Source organism: Hymenobacter aquaticus (genome assembly GCF_004765605.1).
GTDB classification, from domain to species: Bacteria; Bacteroidota; Bacteroidia; order Cytophagales; family Hymenobacteraceae; genus Hymenobacter; species Hymenobacter aquaticus.
Genome location: NZ_SRLC01000001.1, coordinates 3,027,789 through 3,053,970, shown reverse-complemented (window position 1 = coordinate 3,053,970; position 26,182 = coordinate 3,027,789). Strand labels below are relative to the sequence as shown.

Annotated in this window: 18 protein-coding genes; 3 read left to right on the top strand and 15 right to left on the bottom strand. The window is 61.2% G+C overall.

The window, feature by feature from the left end; translation table 11 throughout:
* Positions 1-104: 104 nt before the first annotated feature.
* From nuoF to E5K00_RS12465, 6 genes are all read right to left on the bottom strand, one after another.
* Positions 105-1,445 carry an NADH-quinone oxidoreductase subunit NuoF gene (gene nuoF, locus E5K00_RS12490; protein ID WP_135463549.1) on the bottom strand — a complete coding sequence of 447 codons (1,341 nt, stop codon included), beginning with the start codon at positions 1,443-1,445 and terminating at the stop codon, positions 105-107.
* A 27-nt stretch (positions 1,446-1,472) separates the two neighbouring features.
* Positions 1,473-2,048: an NADH-quinone oxidoreductase subunit NuoE family protein gene (locus E5K00_RS12485; protein ID WP_135463548.1), complete on the bottom strand. Its 576-nt coding sequence runs from the start codon at positions 2,046-2,048 to the stop codon at positions 1,473-1,475.
* Between the two features lie 20 nt (positions 2,049-2,068).
* Complete coding sequence (locus E5K00_RS12480) at positions 2,069-3,334, bottom strand: NADH-quinone oxidoreductase subunit D (protein ID WP_135463547.1); 1,266 nt, start codon at positions 3,332-3,334, stop codon at positions 2,069-2,071.
* 116 nt (positions 3,335-3,450) lie between these two features.
* Positions 3,451-4,020, bottom strand: a complete 570-nt coding sequence (locus tag E5K00_RS12475) for an NADH-quinone oxidoreductase subunit C (RefSeq protein WP_135463546.1) — start codon at positions 4,018-4,020, stop codon at positions 3,451-3,453.
* A 69-nt stretch (positions 4,021-4,089) separates the two neighbouring features.
* A complete protein-coding gene (locus E5K00_RS12470; RefSeq protein ID WP_073109614.1) occupies positions 4,090-4,647 on the bottom strand; it encodes an NADH-quinone oxidoreductase subunit B in 558 nt (185 codons plus the stop codon).
* A gap of 78 nt (positions 4,648-4,725) precedes the next feature.
* Entirely contained in the window at positions 4,726-5,121 is a 396-nt protein-coding gene (locus E5K00_RS12465; protein WP_135463545.1) for an NADH-quinone oxidoreductase subunit A, read from the bottom strand.
* A gap of 132 nt (positions 5,122-5,253) precedes the next feature.
* Here E5K00_RS12465 and E5K00_RS12460 point away from each other — a divergent pair, with 132 nt between their 5' ends.
* Positions 5,254-5,850, top strand: coding sequence for a Uma2 family endonuclease (locus E5K00_RS12460; RefSeq protein WP_135463544.1), 597 nt, complete (start codon positions 5,254-5,256; stop codon positions 5,848-5,850).
* Between the two features lie 290 nt (positions 5,851-6,140).
* Here E5K00_RS12460 and E5K00_RS12455 read toward each other — a convergent pair whose 3' ends face one another.
* The 6 genes from E5K00_RS12455 to pruA form a co-directional block, all read right to left on the bottom strand.
* Positions 6,141-10,961 carry a DNA translocase FtsK gene (locus E5K00_RS12455; RefSeq protein WP_135463543.1) on the bottom strand — a complete coding sequence of 1,607 codons (4,821 nt, stop codon included), beginning with the start codon at positions 10,959-10,961 and terminating at the stop codon, positions 6,141-6,143.
* A gap of 47 nt (positions 10,962-11,008) precedes the next feature.
* Positions 11,009-12,451 (bottom strand): hypothetical protein, encoded by a 1,443-nt coding sequence (locus E5K00_RS12450; protein WP_135463542.1) that lies wholly within the window; start codon positions 12,449-12,451, stop codon positions 11,009-11,011.
* Positions 12,452-12,467: 16 nt separating this feature from the next.
* A complete protein-coding gene (locus tag E5K00_RS12445) occupies positions 12,468-13,913 on the bottom strand; it encodes a hypothetical protein (RefSeq protein ID WP_135463541.1) in 1,446 nt (481 codons plus the stop codon).
* 94 nt (positions 13,914-14,007) lie between these two features.
* Positions 14,008-14,868, bottom strand: a complete 861-nt coding sequence (locus E5K00_RS12440) for an HNH endonuclease (RefSeq protein ID WP_135463540.1) — start codon at positions 14,866-14,868, stop codon at positions 14,008-14,010.
* Positions 14,869-14,892: 24 nt separating this feature from the next.
* Positions 14,893-16,014, bottom strand: a complete 1,122-nt coding sequence (locus tag E5K00_RS12435) for a Druantia anti-phage system protein DruA (protein WP_167856853.1) — start codon at positions 16,012-16,014, stop codon at positions 14,893-14,895.
* A gap of 171 nt (positions 16,015-16,185) precedes the next feature.
* A complete protein-coding gene (gene pruA / locus E5K00_RS12430; RefSeq protein WP_135463538.1) occupies positions 16,186-17,850 on the bottom strand; it encodes an L-glutamate gamma-semialdehyde dehydrogenase in 1,665 nt (554 codons plus the stop codon).
* 358 nt (positions 17,851-18,208) lie between these two features.
* Between pruA and E5K00_RS12425 the strand changes: the two genes are divergently transcribed.
* Positions 18,209-20,323, top strand: coding sequence for a T9SS type A sorting domain-containing protein (locus E5K00_RS12425; RefSeq protein ID WP_135463537.1), 2,115 nt, complete (start codon positions 18,209-18,211; stop codon positions 20,321-20,323).
* Positions 20,324-20,410: 87 nt separating this feature from the next.
* Here the strand turns inward: E5K00_RS12425 and E5K00_RS12420 are convergent, their stop codons facing one another.
* On the bottom strand, positions 20,411-20,965 hold the full coding sequence (locus E5K00_RS12420) for a nucleoside/nucleotide kinase family protein (RefSeq protein WP_135463536.1): 555 nt from the start codon (positions 20,963-20,965) through the stop codon (positions 20,411-20,413).
* A gap of 302 nt (positions 20,966-21,267) precedes the next feature.
* On the opposite strand from E5K00_RS12420, the gene E5K00_RS12415 reads away from it, so the two are divergent.
* Positions 21,268-24,351 (top strand): lantibiotic dehydratase, encoded by a 3,084-nt coding sequence (locus E5K00_RS12415; RefSeq protein ID WP_135463535.1) that lies wholly within the window; start codon positions 21,268-21,270, stop codon positions 24,349-24,351.
* A gap of 4 nt (positions 24,352-24,355) precedes the next feature.
* On the opposite strand, the gene E5K00_RS12410 is transcribed toward E5K00_RS12415, so the two are convergent.
* A complete protein-coding gene (locus E5K00_RS12410) occupies positions 24,356-25,087 on the bottom strand; it encodes a LytR/AlgR family response regulator transcription factor (protein ID WP_135463534.1) in 732 nt (243 codons plus the stop codon).
* A 4-nt stretch (positions 25,088-25,091) separates the two neighbouring features.
* Positions 25,092-25,997, bottom strand: coding sequence for a sensor histidine kinase (locus tag E5K00_RS12405; RefSeq protein WP_167856852.1), 906 nt, complete (start codon positions 25,995-25,997; stop codon positions 25,092-25,094).
* Positions 25,998-26,182: the final 185 nt, after the last annotated feature.

Genomic DNA, 26,182 nt, shown 5'->3' with positions numbered 1-26,182 from the left:
TCGCGTGCTGACGTATGATTAGTAATCTGACGAGGCCAAGCGAGATGCTTCGGCTTCGCTCTGCTACGCTCAGCATGACGTTCTTTTTTACAGAACGGGCTGATCTAAGCTAGCACCGCTTTGCCCGGATACACCGCGCCGGGGCGGGTGGCTTCCTGGGGGTGGCGGATGTGCCACTCGAACTCGTCGCGGAAGTGGCGGATGGCGGCCGAAACCGGCCAGGCCGCTGCTTCGCCCAGCGGGCAGATGGTGTTGCCCTCGATCTGCTTGGCCACGCTGGCCAGCACGTCGATGTCGCGCTCCGTACCGTGGCCGTGCTCGATGCGGTGCAGGATTTTCTCCAGCCAGCCCGTACCCTCGCGGCAGGGCGAGCATTGCCCGCATGACTCGTGGTGGTAGAAGCGGCTGAAGTTCCAGGTGTTGCGCACGATGCAGGTCGTCTCGTCCATGGCGATGAAGCCACCGGAGCCCAGCATGGTGCCCGTCACGAACCCGCCGTCCGACAACGACTCGTAGGTCATTAGGCGGGGCTCGCCGGCGGCGGTTTTCAGGATCAGCTCCTTGGGCAGAATCGGCACTGACGAACCACCAGCTACTACGGCCTTCAGGTCGCGGCCTTTCCAGATGCCGCCGCAGTACTCGTCGGAGTAGATGAACTCCTCGACCGGCACGCCCAGCTCGATTTCGTAGATGCCGGGCTTGTTGAGGTGGCCGCAGGCCGAAATCAGCTTGGTGCCGGTGCTCCGGCCGATGCCGATTTTGGCGTACTCATCACCACCGTCATTCACAATAACTGGTACCGCGGCAATGGACTCCACGTTGTTAACCACCGTGGGGCGGGCGTAGAGGCCCTGCACGGCGGGAAACGGAGGCTTGTTGCGCGGGTTGCCCCGCTTGCCTTCGAGTGATTCCAGCAGGGCAGTTTCCTCGCCGCAGATGTAGGCGCCGCCACCGGGGTGCACGTACAAATCCAGGTCGTAGCCCGAGCCTAGGATGTTCTTACCCAGGAAACCGGCCGCGTAGGCTTCGGCAATGGCCTTTTCCAGGATGCGCAGCACGTAGAGCAGCTCCCCGCGGATGTAGATGTACGAGGTATTCGCGCCCAGCGCGTAGGAGCTCGTAATCATGCCCTCGATGAGCAGGTGGGGCAGCTTCGACATCAGCTGCCGGTCCTTGAAGGTGCCCGGCTCCGACTCGTCGGCGTTGCAGACCAGGTAGCGCGGCACGCCCTCGGGCTTGGCCAAGAAGCTCCATTTCATGCCCGTGGGGAAGCCGGCGCCGCCGCGGCCCCGCAGGCCCGACTTCTTCACCTCTTCCACCACCTCGTCGGGGGTCATGGTTTTGATGGCCTTCTCCACCGAGCGGTAGCCGCCGTGCTTGCGGTACACCTCGATGGTGTCGATGCCTTCAACGTTGATATGTTCGGTCAGCAGTTTGCGTCCCATAGTGTCTGAGCGGTTAGCTGAAAGCGGTTAATTGTTGGCTACGGCGTTGGGCAGGCCGGTTTCCTCCCAGGGCAGGGCGGGGCGGTGCACCATGTTGCGCAGCTCCGAGAGCATGGCATTCACCGAAGCTTCGGTATCCAGCTGCTCGTAGTATTTCTCGCGCACCTGCACCACGGGGGCGAAGCCGCAGGCGGCCAGGCACTCCACCTCTTTCAGCGTGAACAGGCCGTCGGCCGAAGGCCCTTCGCCGACTTTGGCGCCGGTGATGCGCTCCAGCTCCATGGTAAGCTCGTCGGAACCGCGCAGCTGGCAGGGGCCGGTGCGGCAGATTTCCAGCACGTGCTTGCCCACCGGCTTGAGGTTGAACATGGTGTAGAAGGTTGAAACTTCGTACACCTCGATGGGCTTCACGCCCAGTACCTCGGCCACCAGGTCCTGCACCTCGGGCGCCACCCAGCCGCCGAATTCAGCCTGGGCAATGTGCAGCACCGGCAGCATGGCCGACTTGCGGCGCTCCGCCGGGTACTGCTTGCAGATACGGTCTATTTCAGCCTTGGCCGCCTCCGAGAACTGGGGCTTAGCGGGCGCGTTTGTCGGTTCCATAAGTCAAATTCAGCAAAAAACTACGCGTCCAGCTCGCCGGCAATAACGTTCATCGACGACAGGGTCACGATGGCGTCGGAAAGGCTGCTGCCCACCACCATTTCGGGGTAGGCCTGGTAGTAAATGAAGCAAGGGCGGCGGAAGTGCAGGCGGTAGGGGGTGCGGCCCCCGTCCGAGACGAGGTAGAAGCCCAGCTCGCCGTTGCCGCCTTCCACAGAGTGGTATACCTCGCCCACCGGGGCCTCAATCTCGCCCATGATGATCTTGAAGTGGTAGATCAGGGCCTCCATGTTCTTGTACACGGCCTGCTTGGGGGGCAGGTAGTAGTGCGGGGCATCGGCGTGGAAAGGGCCTTCGGGCAGGTTTTCCAGGGCCTGGTTGATGATGCGCAGGCTCTGCCAGATTTCCTCGTTGCGCACCATGAACCGGTCGTAGGTGTCGCCCTTGGTGCCGATGGGAATTTCGAAGTCGAAGTCCTCGTAGGAAGAGTAGGGGTTCATGGCCCGCACGTCGTAGTCGACGCCGGCAGCGCGCAGGTTGGGGCCGGTGAAGCCGTAGTTCAGGGCGCGCTCCGCGGTAATCGGGCCCACGTTCACCACGCGGTCCATGAAGATGCGGTTGCGGTTGAACATCGACTCGAACTCCTTCATCACCGCGGGGAAAGTCTTCAGCCAGTCGCGCAGCTTCTGGATGGCCACGTCGGAGAAGTCGCGCTCCATGCCGCCCACGCGCCCCATGTTGGTCGTGAGACGGGCGCCGCAGATTTCCTCGTAAATCTCGTAGACCTTCTCGCGCTCCTGGAACACGTAGAGGAAGCCAGTGAAGGCCCCGGTGTCCACGCCCAGAATCGAGTTGCAGATCAAATGGTCGGTGATGCGGGCCAGTTCCATGGCAATGACGCGCATGTACTGGGCGCGCTTGGGCACCGTTACGCCGAGCAACTTTTCTACCGTCATGTGCCAGCCCATGTTGTTGATGGGCGACGAACAGTAGTTCATCCGGTCCGTCAGGGGCGTGATCTGGTAGAAGGGCCGGCGCTCGGCAATCTTCTCGAAAGCCCGGTGGATGTAGCCGATGGTGGGCACGCCCGAGATGATCCGCTCCCCATCCATTTGCAGGATGTTCTGGAAAATGCCGTGCGTGGCCGGGTGCGTCGGACCCAGGTTCAGGGTCGTCAACTCCTGCGAGAAGTCGTTGAGCGTCGGAACCAGGTTGCTGAGGTTCTGCTGCTCCTGCGCCGACTCAACTATTTTGCGGGTGCCTTCCAGCGTGTCGTTTACTGCCATAGCGAAATTGTCATCCTGAGCTGGCGAAGGACCTTATCACGTCCGCGCCGCATTAATTAGAAAACCTGACAAAAGCAGCGGTGATAAGATGCTTCCTTCGTCAGCATGACAAATGGTTATCGTCCGAAGAAAAGGTCGGTTTTGTCTTCGCGGGTACCATCCTCCAGCGCGTATTCCTTGCGCATGGGGTGGTAGTCCATGTCTTCCACATTCAGGATGCGGATCAGGTTGGGGTGGCCCGTGAAGATGATGCCGTAGAAGTCGTAGGCCTCGCGCTCCATCCAGTTGGCCGTGGCGTAGAGGTCGGTCAGCGTGGGTACTACCGGGTCGGCAATGGGGAAGAAGATCTTCAGGCGCAGGCGCAGGTTGTTGACCAGGCTATGCACGTGGTAGATCATACCCAGTTCCTTACCCTCGTTTTCGGGGTAGTGAATGCCGCACATCGTGGTCAGGAAGTTCATCTGCAACTCCTGGTCCTGCTGCAAGCCGGCAATGATTTCGTGAATCCGCTCCCGGGTGGTGGTCACCGTCAGCAGGCCGTACGGCTCCTCGACGTCCGTGAACGTGTCGGCACCGAACAGCCGCTGTAGCAGCGCTAGCAGCTGGGCGTTCTTGGCCGCCTGCGGGTCTTGCGGGGCCGCCGCGTCCTGGGATGCTGCCGCAGATTCTGGAGTATTTTCAGCCATTCCTGTAAGAGAAGCTAAGAGGTAGAAACGGGCCCATTCGGCGAACTGCCGAAAGGGCCCGCGTCCGCACTACTTGATGTTATAAGAAGCCAGCAGCGCCTGATACTCGGGCGCGTTGCGGCGGCGAATCGATTCGGTGCGGGCCAGGTCTTGGACGCGCATCAGGCCGTCGAGCACCTGCTCGGGGCGGGGCGGGCAGCCGGGCACATACACGTCGACGGGGATGATCCGGTCGATGCCCTGGAGCACGGAGTAGGAGTCGAAGATGCCGCCGGAGCAGGCGCAGGCGCCCATGGCCAGCACCCAGCGGGGCTCAGCCATCTGCTCGTACACCTGCTTCACGATGGGCGCCATTTTCTTGGCAATGGTGCCCATCACCATCAGCAAATCGGCCTGCCGGGGCGAGAAGCTGGGGCGCTCCGAACCGAAGCGGGAAATGTCGTAGTGGGAGCCCATGGTGGCCATGAACTCGATGCCGCAGCAGGAAGTAGCGAAGGGCAAAGGCCACAGGGAGTTGGCCCGGGCCATGCCCACCACCGACTCCAGGGACGTGGCAAAGAAGCCCGCGCCTTCTACGCCGTCGGGCGCATCCACCATCTTTATTTCAGGAACACGAATATCACTCATCGGAAGTATCGTTTTGGAAGGGAAGATTTCCCTGTTTCCGAACACCGGCCAGCCGGCAAAGGTTTGGACAGATTGAACTTAGGCGTGGGTACCGGTCCACTTCAGAATGCCCTTCTTGATGACGTAGACGAAGCCGGCCATCAGCAAAGCCAGGAATACAATCATCTGCACGAAGCCGTCCCAGCCCAGCGAGCGGAAGTTCACGGCCCAGGGGTACATGAAGATAACCTCCACGTCGAAGAGCACGAACAGGATGGCGGTGAGGAAGTATTTGATGGAAATCGGGGTGCGGGCATTGCCCACCGACTCGATACCGCACTCAAAGGCTTCGTTTTTGACCTTGCTCTTGCGGTTGGGGCCCACCAGGTGCGACACAATCATGGCGAAGGCCACGAAGGCAATGGCCAGCGCGAATTGTACCACAATGGGCAGAAAATCAACCGGCTGGTAATTAGTGGTTACAGCGAGAAGCATACGATTCAGCAGTTAAAGGCCCATCGGAATGGGCGTTGGAGGGCAAAGGTAGGGCTTAGAGGCGTGGGAACAAAGGTTCGGCGGGGTGGGGTTTGGAATGGCGTATATTTGGACAAATTAGGTTTTAGCCATATGTCGCACACCCAGGCACCAACTAGGCGCTATACCGTGGAAGAGTACCAAGCCTTAGAGCAGGCTTCCGAGCAACGCCACGAGTATTTCGAGGGTGAGGTGTATACTATGTCGGGGGCCTCGGCCACGCACACCATCCGGCAGAATTGCGTCATTAGCTTACGCACGTCCTTACGCGGACGGGGCTGTAAGGTCTACGATGAGGGAATGCAACTGGCTGTGTCGGAAGGCCGCTACTACACTTATCCGGACGTATTCGTGACCTGCCATCCGCAGGATGTGAACGAAGAGCGCACCATGCGGCATCCGGTGCTCATCATCGAAATCCTGTCACCGTCCACCGCCGACCACGACCGGAGCTGGAAGTTCAACCAGTACAAGCAACTGCCTTCCTTGCAGCACTATGTACTGGTGTCGCAGCACACCTGCCTGGTGGAGTGGTTCCGGCGGGAGCCGAGCGGCGTGTGGTCTTTCACGCCCCTGGCAGAGCTAACCGACACGCTGGAACTGCCGGAGTTGGCCGCGACGCTGCGGGTGGCGGATGTATATGACGAAATCAGCATCACACCGATGCGGGCCCAACCGCCATTGTTATAAAACCGAAGTTCTATGAAGCAGCCTGCTGCTTAACCTCCCTATCATATCGTTCCTTACCTCACAACTATATCATTAGCATAGGTGTTGGAAAGTACCTAGTTAGGCTGTGAAGCTGTTCAGAGAGTAGAAAAGAAAGGCCATATCGACCAACGGGAGACATCTCACATACATTGCACGCTAGATGTCTCCCGTTGGTCGATATGGCCTTCAAGTAGGCTTCGAATGACTGCCTAAACAGCTTCCGTGTTATGTTTTCCTGTGTAAGTAATCAGTGTCGTGCGCAGTTCATCTTATAAGAGCCGCAGATCCTCAGTTGGCAGGTAAAAACCCTGTAACCGCTGAATACGGCCTCCGACCTGCAGAAGCATGTCACCTGCTCCCATCAGATCCTCGGCCCCACCTTCCTTCAGGATTACCCGGCTGTCAACATTGGACGCCAGGCGGAAGGCAACCCGGCAATCCAGGTTGTTTTTCAGATTTCCATAAATCACCTTTTTGTCAGGACGTTGGGTGGCTACGACCAAGTGAATGCCTACGTAGCGGGTGAGCCGGGCAATGCTGCCAAGCAGATTTTCGAAAATAGCCCGGTCGCCTTTGTTCATAGCTTCCAGAAACGTTTCCAACTCGTCGATAATTACCACGATAAGCGGCATGGATTCGGAGGGCTGTACTTTATGGTAATCCCGGATATTGAGGCACTGGTACTGGCGTAGCAAGTCGCGCCGCCGGATATACTCTTCATTCATGAGGGAAGACAACGCCTGAATAGCCGGCCCTGGCTCGTGTATGATTTCCGTCAAGAGGTGGGGCAACTGCTCGAAAAAGGAGAATTCTGCGCCTTTGGGGTCCACCAGTACCAGCTTTAGCCGGGTAGCCGGTTGGAGTTTCGAGAGAGAAACAATCAGGCTGTTCAGGAACATGGACTTGCCGGAGTTGGTAGTGCCGCCAACTAGCATGTGCGGCAAATCGGCAATAGTGAGCCATCGCTCAGTGCCATCGGGAGAAAGACCGGCCGGGAAAGAACCTGCTGGATGAATCGGCTGAGCAGCCTCGCGGGCCAGAACGGGTAACAAGGGTACTGGCTGCGGGTCGGGCCGGGGTATTTCCACCGAGAGAAAACCCGTGCCCGCCAGGTTTTCGATGCGTGGGAGGTAATGTAGTTGCATCCCGCGTTGGATATCAGAAGCGAGACTTTGTACGGCCCCACCCCGCTGTCCGCGGGCCAGTTCCACCTTAAACCGGATAAGGCTGGGGCCTACATCGGCCTTGTTGGGGTCAATGGGTCGGGCCGGCGTGATGTTGAAATCTTGAAGGGTAGCGTACAGGTCGCCGGCCATGCGGGCCAGGGCGGCTGGCCGGGCCGGCGGTGGGATAGTGAGAGGTGCCGGTGACGCAGGCACCGGGGGGAGCACCTGAGCCAAGGGAAGCGAGTCGATAACCGGTGCACCGCTGGAATCAGCAACTGGCTGTGGGGCCGGCTCCGGGCGCGTGGCCACAGGGGCAGGAGGAAAAACCGGACCTGATGCCGGAGCGGGGGGCACAGTATCTAGTGGCGTACCAGGGCTTGCAGCAGGCGGCGGCCCGGCAGGCGGCACGTCATTCAGATAAGCCTGAATATTTTTCTCGCCCAGCTTAATTCTACGGATGCTGGCTTGCTCGGCGATGGTAGGCCCATTTGGGTTGCCGGGAACCGGGCTTTCTGTCTGGTCAAAGTTTTTCCCTTTGATAATTTCTATCAGCAGCAGGTTAATTTCGGGCGGAGCCTGGCCGTCGAGGGCGGTGCTGATTTGGGTAACCCAGGCGGCCCACTCGGCCGGCTGCACGCCCGGCGGCAGGCTTAGCTGGCCTTCGTGGAAAATCTGTTCGCGCAGCAACTCGCGGCGGCAGTCGGTGAGCAGGTTGCCGCCGGTTTGGGTGATAATGGGCAATAAAGCCCGTGCGGCGGCCCGCAACTGCGGCCCCGGCTGACCGGGTGCGTCCAGGTCGCCCACAATTTCGTGCGACTTCACTTCGATGACGTCCAGGCTTAGTTGGCCGTTGGGCAGGCGGCGCAAACCCAGTAAGTCAGGGCGCAGGCCGGTTTCGCGCTGAGCCAGCCAATGGCTGGCCAGCACCGAGTCGCAACTAATGGTGAGGTGAAAAGGGTTGGCTGCTTCATCCTCGTACCAGCGCAACGCTACGGCTTGCCCAAGCTGCCCGCTTAATTCTGTAGGCAGGAAGCCTTGTTTGGCTTTTGAACTGCCGCTGATAGCCCGCAACAGGTTGGTGTGGCCCGTGGCTTCCAGCCGCCGGAGTAGCTTGGTTGCCCCCTGGTCGTTGAACTGGTAGTTTAGCTCACTGAGCACAGCGGCCCGCACACCCGCTACGTAACGCTTGTTCCAACGCGTGAGCACCGTGTCGCCGCTTAGGCCACCCTGGCGGGCCAGTACCAGCACGCGGTCAGGCTCGGTAGGCGTAGGAAGCTCGGCGGAAAGCAGCAATAGCACCGTGAGGGGGAGCAGCGCGGGCTGGGTGCCATCGGGGGCGGGCTTGGTAAGCGTGCCCGACCACTCGCGGCCGGGCTGCCCGGCTACCTCGGCGGCCAGCGTATGGAAGGAGGCAAACGGCTGCGCCAGGGCGGATTGAGCCGGGTCGGGCTGCTGGCCACGGGGGCGCAGCACCAGCGGGCTGCGCGGATTGAACTGGTCATACTCCAGCACCTGCGGCAAACTAAGTGGGTGCAGGTGCGTGGCTTCACGGCCAATAGGTAGCGGATGCAGATGGCGTTGGCCGGCCAGCACCAGCAGATGCACCGGCTGGTCGCGCAACCATTCGCTTACCTCATCGGTGCGCTCAACGGGCCGGGTTTCCAGCGTCAGCAGCCCGTTGTCGAGCAGGCCGTCGAGCGGGGCCAGCGGCACGGGCCGGCCGGGTAAGTGGCCAATCAGCAACTGAAACCGCTCGAACTGCACGCCGTCTTCCTTGTGGCGGAGCCGCAACTGCTCCAGCGCCTCCGCCACCGATTCCAGGTTATCGGGGTGGTACACAAACAAGCGCAGACAGCGGCGGACCGGCGGATATAGTACGGCCAGCTTGCGGGCCGCTTCTACCAGCAATTTTTCCTCAACCGTAACGCGCACCAGCCCCGTTGGCCGATACACGGGCCACGACGCGCCCAGATGACCCGCCTGGGCCAGCGCAACGGTCGGGAAGTTTGCTTCAGCCGGCAGCACCAGTGCCCGCAGAGGTTCCCGTAGTAGCCCGTACTGGCCTAGTACTTCGAGCAGTTCCCGGGCCTGCTCGGGGCCGGCGAGCAGCGAAGGTAGTAGTTCCAGGTACTTCCAAAGTACGAGCGGATGCAGGGGCGTAAGCAGCGCGGCGCGATGCGCCGTACCGGCCCGCACTTCCACCACATCCAGGCAGAGCAGCAGCCCCGCAATACGCTGGCCGGCACTGTTGTGGCGTTGCAGGTCGGCGTAATGACGGGCCACGGTGCCGAGTAACTGGTTGTAGGCCACAATAGCCTGCCCGATGGCCTCCCGCAACTCTTCATCGAGCAACACGGCGCTTAGCGGGGCCGAAGTCAGCAGCGCAGCGTGCGGTAGCAGCGCTTCGCGGGCCGCCAAGTACGTATGTAAGGCCGTTTCGCTGGTCAGGCCGGGCACCAATCCATCGGCGGTGCGCAGATAGCGCCGCAACTCAGCCAGCCAGGGCGCATCCAAGGCGGGTGCGGCGGGCGGCAACTGGTCGGCTGGCAATGATGCCAGGGCTTCCTCCACGTTGGGTATGTGGGGTAAGGCCAGCACGCCGCCCAACCGTTCTGCACCCAGCAGACCGTTGGTGAGGGCCAGGGCCAGGGCATTGGTACGGTGCAGCACCTGCACCCGATCAGCCTCCAGGGGCTTGCTTTCGTCGGGCGTTTTATCCAGCCGCTTCCGCAACTGCGCGAGCAATTTACCGGCCGTATGCTGCCAGGTGGAAGTCACGCCGGGTACGTCGCCAGCCGCCAGATGCACTAGTGCATTGTCAAGGCCAGCCGTGTACTTTTTTTTGAAGCTGGTGCCGAGTCGGTTACCGCTGGCGTCGCCGGAACGCCCGCCGGTAGGGACGGGGCCAAACGTATCCGTAGGGTTAGTGAAATCGTCGGAATCGTCGGCGGCTTCTTCGCCGTAGTCCGGCCGTTCCCCTTCTCCGGCCTGGTTGTCGTCATCTGCGGGGTCGAGCGGGTCGGGGTCCGGAACGAGTGGGACGGTAGGGCTGGCCGGTGGGGCGCCAGCGGGGGCAGCCTTGGGCAGGGGGCCGCCCAGCAACTGGCGGACAAGCGCCACATCCAGCGTTTGCAACTGCGGGGGCAGCGGGGCGGCCGGGTCCATCGCCCGAAAGGTAGCGGCGGCGGCCCGTAGCCGTTCGGCCAGCGCGGTATCGAGGGTAGTGGCGGCCCGGTACTGTTTGTAGGCCGTTTCTTCGTCGGCCGGGTCTCCGAGCAGCAGGCGCTGGGTGAGGTCGGCGTTTTCCGCCAGCCGGGTACGTATGCTGCGAGCGGTAGCCGGGTGGTCGAACAAGGAAGGATCGGGCAGTAAATCCAGGCGGTGCAACTCGGCGCGGGGATTGGGCGGGTCGTTGGGCCGGGTAACGGCCTGATAGAAATTCAGGAACGCCAGCAGCGCCACCGGTGGATGGCCCTCGGCCAGGCTTTGCCACATATGCTGCTGGGGCGCGGGAATGCCAGTCGCCGCCTGCCGCAAGGCCAACTGCCGCACCACGTTGGCGGGGCTGATGGTAACGTAGTTGCGCTGCCGTAGCGACTGCAACCGCGCCTCGGGCCGCAGCATCACCACTACACGCCGGGCCGTGGGCGGTAGGTCCAGCGCGTTGCGCACGGCCACGGCGTGGGTGGCTCCCAGGTCGAAGCGCAAGCCATTGGGCTGGGGCAAGGTAGCTTTGGTAGCGGCATCGGCACCGGCTACGCTCACGTAATACCGGTCATCGTCGGCTAGTGTGGCCAGCAGGCGGGGCAGCCAGCCCGTCAACTCAGTTGGCATTCCGGCCAGGACAACACCGGGATGCGTAGCGGCAAATTCAGCGTCAAGCGTGGCCAGCAGCGCCTCGTCAAATAGGGTAGCAATCGACATAGAAACTTTTTCTGAAGCAGGAAAGAACGGTAGCGGTTCCAAAGGCTTTACCAACTGGCGCTGATGAGCGTTACCTCGTCGGCGTAGGTGCGGGCGTAGCCCAGGTGGCGCAACTCGTCGAGCACGGCACGGGCGTTGGCCTGCAAATCGGCCAACGACGCGTTGCGGATGCCCACACTGGCCAACCGGGCTTGGTCGTCGGGGAGAACTGCTCCGCAAAGCAGACCGAACCGTTCATAGGCTAATTGCCAAAAATCCTCGGCGGGCAATACCTCACCCGGAGCCAGCAAGCCGCTTACCAGGGCATCGTACACGGCCGCCACCGGGGCCAGATAAGGCTTGCCACTGCCCTGCCGGCGGGGCCACTGCAACCCCAGCCGCTGACCCAGACTGGAGGCGCAGCTTTCTGCCGACTTGGAGCCAGCCGCTTTCAGGCCAGGCCCGGTGAGGGCCCGCACCGCCGCCTCAAAATCGGAGAGGCCCGCCTCAATCTGCTGCGTGAATTCGTCGAGGTACTGGGCGCGTTCTTTTTCGAGCAGCCGGGTGTCGGCCCAGGCTTCGTATTCGGCGGTAGTGCGGTGCTGGTCGCCCCGTTTTTCCAGTTCGGCCCGCAGCGCGTCGCGAAAAGCCCCGCGCAACCGCCTACGCGCCAGTGCCAGGGAATGCCGGCCAATTTCGCGAATGGATGGCGTCGGATGGTCGGCGCACAGGAATAAAGGTTGGCAACCAGTACCAGGGCTGCTATTGTAGAGATGCAGCAGCAAGCCTATTCCGGCGAGGCTTACCGCCCGCTGCAAAAAGGCCGTTTTTTCCAGCGGGGCTTGGCCTGCTGCCGGATGGGTGTAGTGCTCGGTGAGCGTTGCAAAGCAGGTTTGCCAGTTTGGCAATACGCATGAGGCGGCCAACCGGGCGCGTACAGCCGCCGTGGCCTGGCCCGCAAATGTGCCCAAACTGCCCGTACCGGGCGTCAGCAGCGGCTGCGTGAGGCGATATACGGTGTTATCGGGGGTGTCGAGGGCCTGCCGCACTGCGGCAACCGCCGGCTGGCCGGGAGCATCCAGCAGCACTTGCGCCAGCAGACTGCCCGCGCCTTGGTCGTAGGTATCGTTGGTTAAGTGCTGGCGGTGGGTGAGCGTAAGGGTAGAATTACGAGCCGCTGCGTAAAAAGCGCCGTCCTGATGCAACACTTCATCCAGCGCCTGCCGCAGGCGCTCCGTGGCTTGTTCGGCTGCTTTGCTGGCTTCAGGGGCCTCTATTACTTGCCGAAAGGCTGGCATCCGCAGAATGTCAGTGGAACTACGCGGTGAATTTCCGCGCCGGCTCGCTACCACGTCTTTCAAGAGTTTTACTTCGCTGGAACCACCATCACACAGATGGCGAAAAAAACCATTGGCCAGATGCACAGACTTAATGTCACGGTCGGGCCGGAATCCCCAAGCGGCTTGGATGGTCTGGTAGGCAATAGGATAGAGCGGATGCTTTTCAGCCATAATAACAGGTGCCTGCTCAGGCGTTCGGGTCAGCGAGAATATATTTTAGCTTGTTCGGAGCCTGGGTGTTGGCTTCGAGTTGGATGAGTTCGGCGCGGCCGGTGGCTACGTTCAACACCCATACTTCGGCGGTTGGGGTCTGGGGCAGGGCCGATGCCAGCGCCGCCAGGAACCGGCCCACCCGGCGGCTGGCTTGCTCGGGCCGACGCTCGGCGGGAGTGCCGCGCTGCACGCTGGCCAAATCGCGCCACAGTTCCAGGTCTATGCGCATGGCCGGGCTTTGGGGCGTGGGCGGGTTGCCCCAGGCTAGGCGCACATGGTCGGGGGTGTAGTCGCCCAGCAGGTAATGCGCGGCCGGCAGCAACTCCGGCACCTGTACGGCCAACTCGTGGGCCGGCAACTTAGCTCCGGCTACCAATACCGTCGGGGGGCGGTCGGCATCATAGCGCAAGCCGCTCCACAGGTAAAGCGTATTGGCCGACAGGGCTCCCGGCTGCTGGCTGGCACGGCTGGCCGCGCCCGTTTGGTGGGCAAACCGGGCCAAGGCGGCCAGTATGGTGCGGCGGGCCGCGTCGGGCGCGTCGCGGGCCTGCTCCAGTAGTTTCTGAAACTGGCCCCGGTCGGGTGGCAATACGCGCAACACCTGGTCGCCAAGTTCATTCTCGAAATAAAACCGCTGCTTGATGCACCTGAATCGTTTCAGTGCTTCCGTGGCATCGGTGGCCAAACCGGGCGTATCGTCGTCGGTGGGTCGGCGGCCCGGCAGCCAGGTGCCCACCGGTACGGGGTCGTCCCAAAGATGGTGGGTGTCGAGGTGGGCGTGAGGCAGACTGGCCGGGTCCAACTCGGCCAACGTGGCGGCCAGCGGGTTTTCGGCCCGCCACTCAAAAGCGGTTTCATAGTAGGGCTTGTGTTGCCCGGCGCGTTCGGTAGTGGTATACACGCCCGTGAGCAGCCGGGCCAGCAACCCCAGCAACTGGTGCATGGTAACGTGCAGGCCGCCTTCGCGCACCACGGTCAGCAGTTCGTACAGCCGGTTTTGGACCAGGGATTGGGACAACGCCTGATAATTGGCCTGCACCATGGGCGGCGCACCGGTCCAGTCTACTTGATGGATGGCAACGCTCAGGGCTTGCTCCAGGAAACGGTGGGTGAGCACCTGCCGCTCACCTAGGTTCAGCAGCACGGCCGGCGGCACGTCTGGGGTGAGGTCGCGGGGTGTGGGAGGGATACCGGCCCCTACGTAGCCAAACGGCTGAGCGAGGCCGGCTTGCAGTACCGCATAATCGGGCAAATCGGGGGCGGCGGCCAGCAACTGCCGCAAGGGGCCTTCATTGATAGCCAGCAGCACCGGCCGGCCGGCGGCGGTGGCGGCCCGCAACTCGGCCAGCAACTCGCTTTGGTCGCGGGCACTGGCATCCAGTTCCAGCCACACGTTGAGCGCGACCAAGTCGCCGCGCATTTGCAGCCGCTGTATCAGGTGCGTCTTACCGTCGCCAGGGTTGTCCGTGAGGTATATACGGCAGCTTCAACAGTTGTTTAACTCTGCTGTCGTTCTAAAATGACAAGTGATGATTCAGCGTGATTTTCTCAGAATGCTGCTCAAATAGAAAAGACCGGCTACCAAAATCAAGCGGCGCATCACCTCTGTGAATAGCGCCATGATGATTAGGGCAAACCAGTATCATATTTTCGATTCCATCCGTGCCGCCCCGGCTCAGCCACTGAATATGATGCGCGTGGCACAAATTGAAGCCGTAGATGCTGAGTGGGTCCCACTGACAAATCTGGCAACGCCCCACGTATAAAAGCTGCAATTCTTCGGCGAACTGGCGGTTTCGTGCGGGAGCCTGCGTAAACAGATATTCCTGTTGTTTCGGGGACAAGCCAACAGCCTCCTCTTCTACCAAACTTTGAATATCCTGCGGCTTGCCATAGAGCAAAGCCCCTTCTAAGTTCTGCTCGGAAATCTTGTTGTCAGCTCGCTTTTCCAATCCGTAATCCCGGCTGGCTTCGAGGAGAATCAAATGGTCGGCGCGGGCCAGCCGGCGCACCGCCGCATAGCCTTGGAATGCCTGGCCTAAAAAGGTGGCGTTGGCTTTAATGGACGTAAGTGCCCGCACAATTGGCTCCGCGTCGGGTTGATTGTTGATATCAAAATAGCGTGATGCGGCTAGGCTGCCCCAAATCCGGTATTTCCCGTAACGGAAGCCTTCGGGGTTAAATGTTTTGGCTTTGATAACCAGTTCGGCAGCTAACACATAGCGCCCGGTTTTGCGGTTGCGGGTAATTGCCCACAAACTGTCGCCAACCTCAATCTCGTGTAATAGTGGATTCTTCTGGTTGAGGTGATAAGAGGCCCCAAAGTCCAGGTCGCGGTAATAATTCTCCGGCTTCCAATAGTATAAGAGCGGCATAGAGCGACTAGTTAGAAACTGATTTTACGCCGCCAGCAACCCAGCCAGCGTTTCGGCGCGCTTGCGGCGGAAAAGCGGGGTTTGGGCTTCGGCTACCAAGTCCAGGCCTTGCTTCTGCTGTTCGCGGCTGGCAAGAGGTAGCTGTTGGGCAGCGGTGCTGAGCCGGGCCAGGGCCGCCGGTGAGGGAGTGGTCAGGTCGGCCTCGGTCAGCACGCCTTCGGCCAGAAAGTCGAGGCAGTAGATTTCCCCGATGGCGCGGTCGAGTTCAGTGGTCAGGGCCCGTAGACGCGGGGCCGGGTCGGGGCAGTCGCGCAGAGCCTCCCAGGTCCAGCCGATGTACTCATCGCGCACGGTGAGTTGCACCACTGACGAGCCCAGCGCCCCGATGCCCATAATGGGGTGGCCAACTCTGGCCCGGTCGCGCACCAGGTAAAACATGCGTCGCCCCGGCTGCGTCTGGAAAGGCAGGCTCCAGGTGTGGCGGCAGTAGCGCCAGATGTCGAGCAGGGGCAGGCCGGTGTAGTCGTCCACGGCATCGGCGGTGGCGGATTGCAGGTAGGGCTGCACTAGGTTCAGCACCCGTTCATCGCGCAGTTCCGGGGTGGGAGCGGCCAGCGCGGTTTGCAGGTCAGCGGCCAGCAGCTTAGGGTCGGCCAGCAGGCTGCGCACACTCACCAAACGTCCCTGGTGGCGGCGGGGCCGTTCGAGACGACGGATGAAGCGTTGGACGGCCGGCTCGGCCAGTTGTTCGTCGCGGTGGGCCACCAGGGCCTGCTGGAGCTGCTTTTTTATCTCGCTCAACGCGGGGCGCGGGGCCTGCGAGGCGGGCCGGTTTTTCCATTCGGCCGTGTCGGGTGGGGTAGCCCCGAGGCGGGGTGGGCCACCCGGCAACACCGGGGCCACGGCCTCGAAGTGCCAGCCCTGGCCCGCCAGATCCAGCAGCACCCGCCCAAATACATGCAAACGCAGATACTCGGGCCGGGCCAGAGAAGGAACTTCGAGCCGGGTCTGATCCAGGGCCAGCGTGGGCAGCCAGTGGCCGCGCAGGTAGGCGGCCAGTTCGTTTGCTAACGGACGGGCAGCCAGGCAGGTCCAGAATTCGGTGGCTGCCGGGGCAGCAGGAAGAACAGGAGTTAGAATGTACACGGAATAAATGCCAGCACTTTTCGCCAAAAGACGAAGCTACGCCGGGAAAGGTAAGGGGCCAATAAAAATGATTTGCTCAGTCATAAAATCAAGCAAAACGCCGCTCCGGTTTTCCGAAACGGCGTTTTTTGTGCTAGCGGCGCAGATAGTGCGCCAAGCCGGAGCTTCGCGCTACAGGCCCTTGTCGCGGTTCAGATCCTCCTTGGGCTCGGAGCCCAGGAAGGGATACCGGTAATCCGTCACCGGCACGAAGGTTTCCTTGATGGCGCGCGGCGACACCCAACGCAGCAGGTTCAGCAGGGAGCCGGCCTTGTCGTTGGTACCGGAGGCGCGGGCCCCGCCGAAGGGCTGCTGGCCCACTACCGCGCCGGTGGGCTTGTCGTTGATGTAGAAGTTGCCGGCCGCGTGCACCAGCTTCTTCGAGGCGTGGTCGATGGCGTAGCGGTCCTGGGAGAAGATGGCGCCGGTGAGGGCGTAGGGCGAGGTCGTGTCCACCAGCTCCAGCACTTCTTCGAACTTGTCGGCGTCGTAGATGTGCACCGTCACCACGGGGCCGAACAGCTCCTCGCACATGGTCACGTACTTGGGGTCCTTGGTTACGATGACGGTGGGCTCGATGAAGTAGCCCTTCGACTTGTCGTAGCCGCCGCCGGCCACGATTTCGGCGTTGGCATCGGCCTTAGCGCCGTCGATGTACTTGGCGAGCTTATCGAAGGATTTCTCGTCGATAACGGCGTTGATGAAGTTGGAGAAGTCCTCCACGTCGCCCATTTTGAACGAGGCCAGGTCTTCCTTCACGTAGCCCAGGATTTCGTCGGCCAGGTTCGAGGGCAGGTACACTCGCGAGGCGGCCGAGCATTTCTGCCCTTGGTATTCAAACGCGCCCCGGCTGATGCCCACGGCCACGGCCTTGGCGTGCGCCGAGGGGTGGGCCAGGATGAAGTCCTTGCCGCCGGTTTCGCCCACGATGCGCGGGTAGCTCTTGTAGTTGCTGATGTTCTCGCCGATGGTTTTCCAGATGTTCTGGAACACGCCGGTGGAGCCGGTGAAGTGGATGCCGGCAAAGTCGCGGTGCTTGAAGATGACCTCGCCAGCGGTGGGGCCGTCCACGTACACCAGGTTGATAACGCCGTCGGGTACGCCGGCTTCCTTGAACAGCTCCATCAGCACCTGGGCCGAGTAGATCTGGGTGTTGGCTGGCTTCCACACCACCACGTTGCCCATCATGGCCACTGAGGCGGGCAGGTTGGCGGCAATGGAGGTGAAGTTGAAGGGCGTGAGGGCAAACACGAAGCCCTCCAGCGGGCGGTGCTCCAGGCGGTTCCACATACCGGGCAGGCTCTCGGGCTGCTGCTGGTAGATCTGCTGCATGAAGTGCACATTGAACCGGAAGAAGTCGATCAGCTCGCAGGCGGCGTCGATTTCGGCCTGGAAGGCATTCTTGCTCTGGCCCAGCATGGTGGCCGCGTTGATGCGCGCCCGGTAAGGGCCGGCCAGCAAATCGGCGGCTTTCAGGAAGATGGCGGCGCGGTGCTCCCAGGGCATTTCGGCCCACAGCGGGCGGGCAGCCAGGGCCGCGTCGATGGCCTGCTGCACGTGGCTGGCGTCGCCCTCGTGAAACTGGGCCAGCACGTGCTGGTGGTCGTGGGGCGGGGTGAGGCGCTGGGTCTTGCCGGTGCGCACTTCCTGGCCGCCGATGTGCATCGGAATGTCGCGCTCCTGCTGCTTGAGCTCCTTCAGCGTTTTGAGCAGCTCCACGCGCTCCGGCGAGTTGGGGGCATACCCTTTGACGGGTTCGTTGATCGGGGCAGGGACGTTGAAAAAGCCGTTAGCCATGGGTTGGGTGTTGGGTGTTGGTTTTTCGTTTCTGGGAAGGGACGCCGTAAAGGTACCGCCCAGAGTTGGGAATGTTGTCCTGTCGGCGGTGGGGGCGTCCGGCCACTGCCCACCGCGGGCTGCGGCCCGGCGAAAACCGGGGCCTCCGGGGCCGTTTTGGTATCGCCCCTTCAGCAAGAGCCGATTACTGCTTGAGCCAGCGGCCTGCCATTAATCAGGCGCTTCATCCTGCCAAAAGCGGGGTTGGTGTAATAAAGTTAGGTCCCAGGGGCCGGCTCGTCACCTTTATCCTGGCAATGGCCGGCACTGGTTGGTGCCGGCTGGCGCAGTTACTACCACACCTATTTTATTCTATTTTATGATGAAGAAAATTTTATCCATCGGATTACTATGTCTGGGCCTGTTCCAGACGCCCGCCGTGGCCCACAAGGAGTGGGTGCACCAGTACATGGTGAAGCAGTCGTACCTGTATCTGGAGCAGCAGATCGGGGCTATTCCGGCCCTGCGGGACGCCATCGGGCTCAATTATCACGGCAAGGGCAACGATGCCCAGCCCTTTAACAACAGCTACCCCATTGGCGTGGGTGCCTGGCGCGAAGACTCGGAAGACCCGATTTACCACTACGACCTGGGCCACGGGGGCTTTACGCCGTCCATCACCCACTTCTGGGATGCCGACAATCCGAACGAGAACTACGAGTCGGTGCCGCTCAACATCGGCTACACCTCGAAAGCGCCCAACGCCTGGGAAAAAGCCCGCGTGTACCTGTTCTGCCAGGACCGTAACGGGGCCCACGACGTTACTATTCCCTTCGTGATGCCCGGCGTAGGCTACCTGCGCAACTACATCATCACCTATACTTCCCTGCCCGAGCTTTACAAGGGCAACTACTACCTGGAAGGCATCAGCAATGCCGACGGGAGCGGCCGAATCAACTACTACCACCAGCCGCAGTTCAACCAGGCCTTCGGCAAGCCCGTGGCGCTCCAGATTCTGGGCCGCGTGGCCCACCTGCTCGGCGACATGAGCGTGCCGGCCCATACCCATTCGCATCTGCACCCGTGCCCGGCCAACCGCCCCGACCACTACGAGAATGATATGGGCAACACCTATTATTCGAACAACAACCTGAACAAGTGCGAGAAAGACCCCGGCGGAAGTTATCCGGCCTACAGCTGGACGGCTGCTACCGCCGCGCAGCAGGGTGGTCTGCTGACTGACATCCACTGTATGGCCAGTGCCCGGGACAAAGCCAAGTTCCTGTTCTACACGATGAACCAGCTGGCGGATTTCTTTCCCAGCGGGGTGAACTACAGCGACATGGGAACTTTCAGCCGTGGGGGCGACCAGTCTTTCCAGCGGGGTGATACCAATTTGTCGCAGGGCTCAAACGCCTACATCAACAGCATATACAGCTCCTTCGGCTGGACGTCGCCCGGCTCCATCAACACCGGCCAGATTGCCAACGTCAGCTTCAACTTCAGCATCCGGGCCGTGGCCACGCTCTTCCAGTGGTTTGCCTATGAGGCCGGCATCATTTCGGACCTGAAAAACCAGCAGATTGCCAACTACTCCGGCTCCGACCTGCTGTGCGGCGGGGCCAATGCCTTTCTCGATGCCACGTCGATTCCCGTGGGCACGAACGTTACGTGGTCTGTCGAGCCCAGCAGCCGGGCGACGGGCAGCTGGTTCCAGGGCCCCATGGGCCGGCCCATCTTCAACGTGACGGCCACGCCCGACGCGCAGGGCCCTTTCACGGTGAAGGCCACCTACTGGAGCACCGACGGCTGCTACGCCGGCCCCGTAACGCTGACCCACGAGATGTGGAACGGCGGCCCCGACGTGAACATCCTCTACGAAAGCGAGGTATACGGCGGCTTGGTGTGTCCGGGCTCCAACATAAACCTGGGCGCGGGTATTTCCCGGCCCGATCTGGAGGGTAACGTATCCTACGAGTGGACGGTGGACAATGCCACCTTTACCTACGGCTACGGTAGTGGCCCCGACGTCTCCATTACGGCCCCCGGCGGCTACAACCAGATGTTTACGGTGTGGTGCACGGCCACCAACGGCTGCCGCTCCACCACCACCGGCCGCACCTACATGACGGCCAACGAAAACGGCATCAACGGTATGGCCTGCGTGATGTACAAACCCGGCAAGGTTGCAACTGCCGGTTCCGCTGCCGCGCCGGCCAGTGCCGCGCTGGAAGTATTCCCCAACCCCAGCAATACGGGCTTCGAACTGGTAGTGCCAGCGGGGGCCCTGCTGCAAAAGACCGGCAGTACCGCGCCGGCTACCCTGGCCTACACCCTGCGCGACAACCTGGGCCGCGTTGTCGCCCAGGGCACCCGCCCGAATCCCAGTGCCAAAATTCAGATTGATACCCGCGAGCTGCCGGCCGGCGTGTATTCTCTGTCGTGCACCGTGGGTGGGCAAACGTTCCACAAGCGGGTGCAGGTGCTGCACTAACCAGCGGCTTCCGCTTTCCTTTTAGCACGCAAAAAGCCAGTCTGCCCGCGCAGACTGGCTTTTTTTCTGAGTTACCGCCGGGTAAAGCTACGGTAGCAGGGGCAGCACCAGCTGCTCTACCTGCCGGCGCAGCGCCTCGCGGCTGCCGGTATTGTGGAGCACCGTGGTAAACTGCTCGTAAGTGTCCATCACCGTTTCGCTGGGGTGGGTATCGTCGCGGGTTCCGTCGCCCTGCTGGCGGAGCGGGTCGCCTTCCACGCGCAGCATCAGGCCGCCCCGGTCCAGAATGGGCTGGGCCTCGTTGGGAAAGCGCACGTCGGGCACGAGCACGCACTGGCCGGGCGGCAGGCGGGCAAAAAAGGCTTTCACCCAGATTTCGTAGTCCCAGCCGCGCAGGGCGGCGCCCACCTGCTGCAGCATTTCGCCGCGGGTACGGCCGAAATCGGGCAGCAGCTCGGCCTTGCCCGTCTGGCTGTAGTAGGGGGCGGCGCCTTCGCCGGCCAGCGTGGCGCACACGGCCTTGATGGCGTCGCCAAAAGACAGAATCTGCCAGTGGCGCTCGGGCTGCAACTGCTGAATCAGGCGGGCCACGGTGTCTTTGCCGCTGCCGCGCTTGCCGGAAAGGCCGATAAGGTGAACCATGGAACGTGCTGGGGAAGGAGCCAAGGGAAAAAGCCGCAAGGTCCGGCGGTTTTTGCTGGCTTCCAACGATGTCCGGTGCTTTCCGCATCCTGGCGGCGGCGGCCCGCCCCGAGCAGCCGCCCCGGCCCGCTAAAAATGCGTAACCAGCGGTCCTAAATCTGCTGAAACCTACCTGATACGCTTTTTTGCTAGCAATGTTTTGTGCAATTTGTTGCTGACGAAATCCAGAGTTTTTTCAAAATGCTGGCAAAAGTCCAATCTTCCCTCTTTCCTGCACCACGCCACCGCCTAACACCCTTGCTATGATCCAACAGCTCTACCATTTCCACCCCCAGTTGATCTTACGCACCCCCGCCCAGCCCTTCGACAGCAACTTTGATGCCGCCACGCTGCAAAGCCGGCTCACGGATGCGGCCTTCATGGAGGCGCTGTACCTGGCCTCCCCGGATTTGTGCCAGGAATGCCAGAAATGGCAAAGCGGGGAGCTGACCGACCCCAAGAAAATCGAGAAGCTGCAGGGTACGCTGGCGCGCTACTACGCCCGCATGACGAGCCGCTGCACGCCGTTTGGCCTGTTTGCGGGCTGCTCGGTCGTGAACTGGGGCGAGGAAAGCCGCATTGAGCTGGCCAGCCAGCATAACACCCGCCATACCCGCCTGGATATGCACTACCTGTGCGCCCTAGCCTTCCAGCTGTCGGAAATGGACGTGGTGAAGCAGCGGATTCGCTATTTTCCCAATACCAGCCTGTACCAGATCGGGGAGGAAATCCGCTACATCGAATACCACTACCAGCAGGAGGAGCGCGTGCACCAGATCAGCTCGGCGGCGGCTTCCCCCTACATGCAGCAGGTTATCGACGGCTGCCAGGCTGGCCTCACGCGCCTGGCCATAGCCCACCTGCTAACCGACGACGACAACGAGCTGGCCGAGGCCCTGGAATACGTGGACGAGCTGATCCGGGCGCAGGTGCTGATCAGTGAGCTGGAGCCGACCGTCACGGGCCCCGAGTTTTACCACCACATTCAGGCCGTGCTCAGTCGCCTGAACGAGAGTGCGCCCGATGCCTCCCTGCAAGCCCTGCAACAGGTATTGCAACACGTGCAGGAGCATCTGGACGCGCTGGATCAGAACCCGGCCAACCCGGCCGCCGCGTACCAGCAAATCGTGCGGGTGCTGGAGCCGCTGGGCATTCCGATTCAGAAAAACAAGCTGTTCCAGACCGACTCCATCCGGGGCGTGACCAGCACCTCGGCGCTGGGCCGGCACGTGCAGCAGGAGCTGCTACAGGCGCTGGAGGTGCTGCGTCATATTACCTCGCCCTCCAAAAACGAGCGGCTGGAAAATTTCAAAGAGCGGTTTCACGCCCGCTACGAAGGGCAGGCGGTGCCGCTGCTCGAAGCTCTCGACAACGAAAGCGGCCTGCGCTACTCCGATTTTGGCAAAAGCACCTACTCGCCATTGGTGCACGACCTGGCCCTAGCCGCGCAGGGCGGCCCCGGGCGGGCCTTGCGCCAGAATGAGGTGCAGCATTTCATGTACCAGAAGCTGCGCGAAGCCGACCGTAACCGCCAGTACAGCGTGGCCATTACCCGGGACGAGGTGCGGCATTTTCCGCATTCGGCCGTGCCGCTGCCGCCCTCGGTGCCCATCATGTTCCGGGTGCTGGACGAAGGGCAGCTGCTGCTCGAAACCGTGGGGGGCTCCAGCGCCGTGAATCTGCTGGGCCGGTTTGCCCACGCTGACAGTGGTATTGAGCAGGTAATCCGGGATATAACCACCCAGGAGCAGGCCCAGAATCCCGCCGTCCGGTTTGCCGAAATCTGCCACCTGCCGGTGAGCCGCGTGGGCAACATTCTGATGCGGCCGGCTTTCCGGGAGCTGGAAATTCCGTACCTGGCCCAGTCGGGAGCCCCGGCCAGCGGCCAGGTTCGTCTGCAGGACCTGCTGCTCTCGATGCAGGGCAACCAGCTGGTGCTTCGTTCCCGGCTGACCAACCAGATCATCGTGCCCCGCCTGAGCACGGCCCACAACTACAGCAAGTATGCGCTGCCGGTCTACGAGTTTCTCTGCGACCTGCAAACCCAGGGCTTGCAACCCAGTCTGGGCTTTTCCTGGACTTCCGTGTCGCTATACGCCCGGTTTCTGCCCCGCCTCACCTACCAGAACGTCATCCTGCAGGCCGCGTCCTGGCAGTTCGACAAAGCGGACCTGGAGCCGCTGCTGGTGGCTTCGGCCGCCGAAGCTGCCCTACGCTTTCAGGAGTTTCGGAACCGCTGGCAGCTGCCGCGCTTTTTCACCCTGGCCGACGGCGACAATGAGCTGCTGGTCGACGCCGAAAACGACACCACCGTGCAGGTCTGGCTGGATGCTATCCGGCGCCGGCCCTCCATCAAGCTCAAGGAGTTTCTGCTGGCCACCGATACCAGTCCCGTGCGCGACGCGGCGGGCCGCGCCTACGCCCACCAGCTGGTAGCCCTGCTCGTGCGCGATGCTCCCTGCTACACCAGCCGCGGCAAAACCGACGTGGGCGAGCAGCCCGGCGTGGCGCGGGAGTTTTCCCTGGGTTCCGAATGGCTGTACTACAAGTTCTACTGCGGGCAGAAAGTGGCCGACCGCATCCTGACGGAGGTTATCCGGCCGCTGACGGAGGAGCTGCTAAGCCAGGGCCTGATCGACAAGTGGTTTTTCATCCGCTACGCCGACCCCGACAACCACATCCGGCTGCGCCTGCACCTGCCCGACGTGAAGCGCATCGGCGAAATCGTGTACCTGGTCAACACCTTCGTGCAGCCCTGCACCAACAACGGCTACATCTGGAAAACCCAGATCGATACCTACCGCCGGGAGCTGGAGCGCTACGGGCACCGCACGATGGAGCTGTCGGAGTCGCTGTTTTTTGAGGATAGCCGGGCCGTGCTGACAATTCTGGAAGAAGCCGGCAACGACGACAACGCCACGCCCTGGATCTGGGGGCTGCGGCAGATCAACGCCCTGCTCGACGCCTTCGACTGCACCCTGCCCCAGAAGCTGGCGCTGCTGCACGGGCTGAAGGAAAGCTTTGCCCAGGAATTCGGGATGGACAAAACCCTGAAGCTGCAGCTCGACGCCAAATACCGCAGCTTCCGCTCGGCTATTCAGCGCACCCTGCACGAAGAAGATTTTCTGGGGGCCGCCAACCGGCACATGCGCACCATTGCCTGCCAAATCAACGAGGTAGAGCGCCAAGGCGAGCTGGACGTGGACAAGGGCCAGCTGCTGGGGAGCTATATCCACATGCTGCTCAACCGGCTGATTCCGGTGGATGCCCGCCTGCACGAAATGGTGCTCTACGACTTCCTGCACCGGCAGTACCAGTCGCAGCAGGCCATGCAGAAAGTGGGGTAGGCCGCTACTTGCGGCCGCCCATCACTTTTTCCTGCAGCGCCTCGAAAAAGGCCGTGCGGTAGGTTTCGCCCAGCGGCACGTACGCTTTCATATCCTTGAACAGAATCTGGTTGCCATCCAGCGCCTTGATTTTGTTCAAGGATACGATGTAGGACTTGTGCACCCGCATGAAGTTTTTGGGCGGCAGGCGGTCCTCTAAGTCCTTGATGTTGAGTAGGGTAATGATGCGGTCCTCGGTGGTGTTGATGGAAACGTAGTTTTTCATGCCTTCCACGAACACGATTTCGTCGAAGTTCACCTTGGTCATCTTGCCCTTGCTTTCGGTCTTGACGAAGATGTAGTCGTCTTCCTTTTCGGCCGACTGCCAACGGGCGGTCGAGTCCATCGAGGTGTTTAGCGCCTTCTGGGCCGCTTTCAAGAAACGCTCGAAGGAAATAGGCTTCAGTAAGTAGTCGAGGGCATTCAGCTCGAAGCCGTCGAGGGCAAACTCGCTGTAGGCCGTGGTCAGAATCACGCGGCTCTTGCCGTCGAGCAGGCGCATAAAGTCGAGGCCGGAAATCTGGGGCATGTGAATGTCCAGAAAAATCAGGTCGATGGCCTGAGCCTGCACGATGCCCAGCGCCTCCAGCGGGTTGCTGGTGCTACCCGCCAGGGTCAGAAAGGGCGTCTTGTCGATGAACGTTTTGAGGATGTCAATGGCACCTTGTTCGTCATCTACTATCAGGCAGGAAATCATCTGGTTAGAGGTCAATGGTGAGTTGGCAGGTGTAGAACTCGGGCTCGTTGGTTACGGCCAGGGTATAACGGTCGGCATAAACAAGGTCTAACCTTTTCTGGGTATTCACAAGTCCGATACCGGTGGTCTTTTCCTTGGGGCCGTTGCGCTTTTTGTTGTGCGTCCGGAAGTACAGGCGGTTGTTTTCGGTGCGCACCTGGATGCGCAACGGGTTTTGCGGGTCGTGCAGTTCGCCATGCTTAAAACAGTTTTCCACGAAGGTGATCAGCACCAGCGGCAAAATCATCAGAAACTGCACGCTGCCGGCTACCTCAAATTCGATTTGCAGCCGATTGCTGAACCGCAGCTGATTTATCGCAATATAGTTATGTATGTGTTGAACCTCCTTTTCCAGCATCACCTTTCCGTTATTATCATCGTCCTTGAGGGCGTAGCGCATAATGTCGGACAAGAGCAGAATGCCCTTGGCGGTGCTTTCGGAGTGAGGATAGGCCTGCGCGTACAGGAAGTTCAGGGCATTGAAGAGAAAGTGCGGGTTGATCTGGCTTTTCAGGAAGGCCAGGTTGGCTTCCATCAGGCTGCGCTCAGTATTGCGCAGCTCCTGCTCCTGGGCGCGCTTCTGCTTTTCCAGTTGAATGGCATTGCGGGAAAACCAGTAGCCCAGACTAAGCAGGATAAAGTAGATGGCCCGGTACAATGCCACGCCCCAGAACAGCTTGGGCGTTGTAAAGGAATACACCAAGTTATCCGTCATCAGCGGTAGGAGGTAGACGGTAGCGCAGTAGCGCAACACGCCAAAAACGGCCATAAGCAGTACCAGGCTTACGGCATAGGTCAAGTAAGCCCGGCGGGCAAAGAAGCGGGGCAGTAATACTAAGCTGTTGACGTAGAACAGCATAGCCTGCAGCATGAAATGGATGCTGGATTCCCAGATATTAAGTCGTACATTATTGATGATAAATAGGAATATACCTTCATAGGCCAGGTAACCCGCCCAAATCAGGAAATGAATGATAATAGGTCTTAGGGAGCGTAAGCGGAATGGCAGAAGATGGGCCATAGGTAGTGGCAGCAAGTTTAAGTACCCGGACAGCG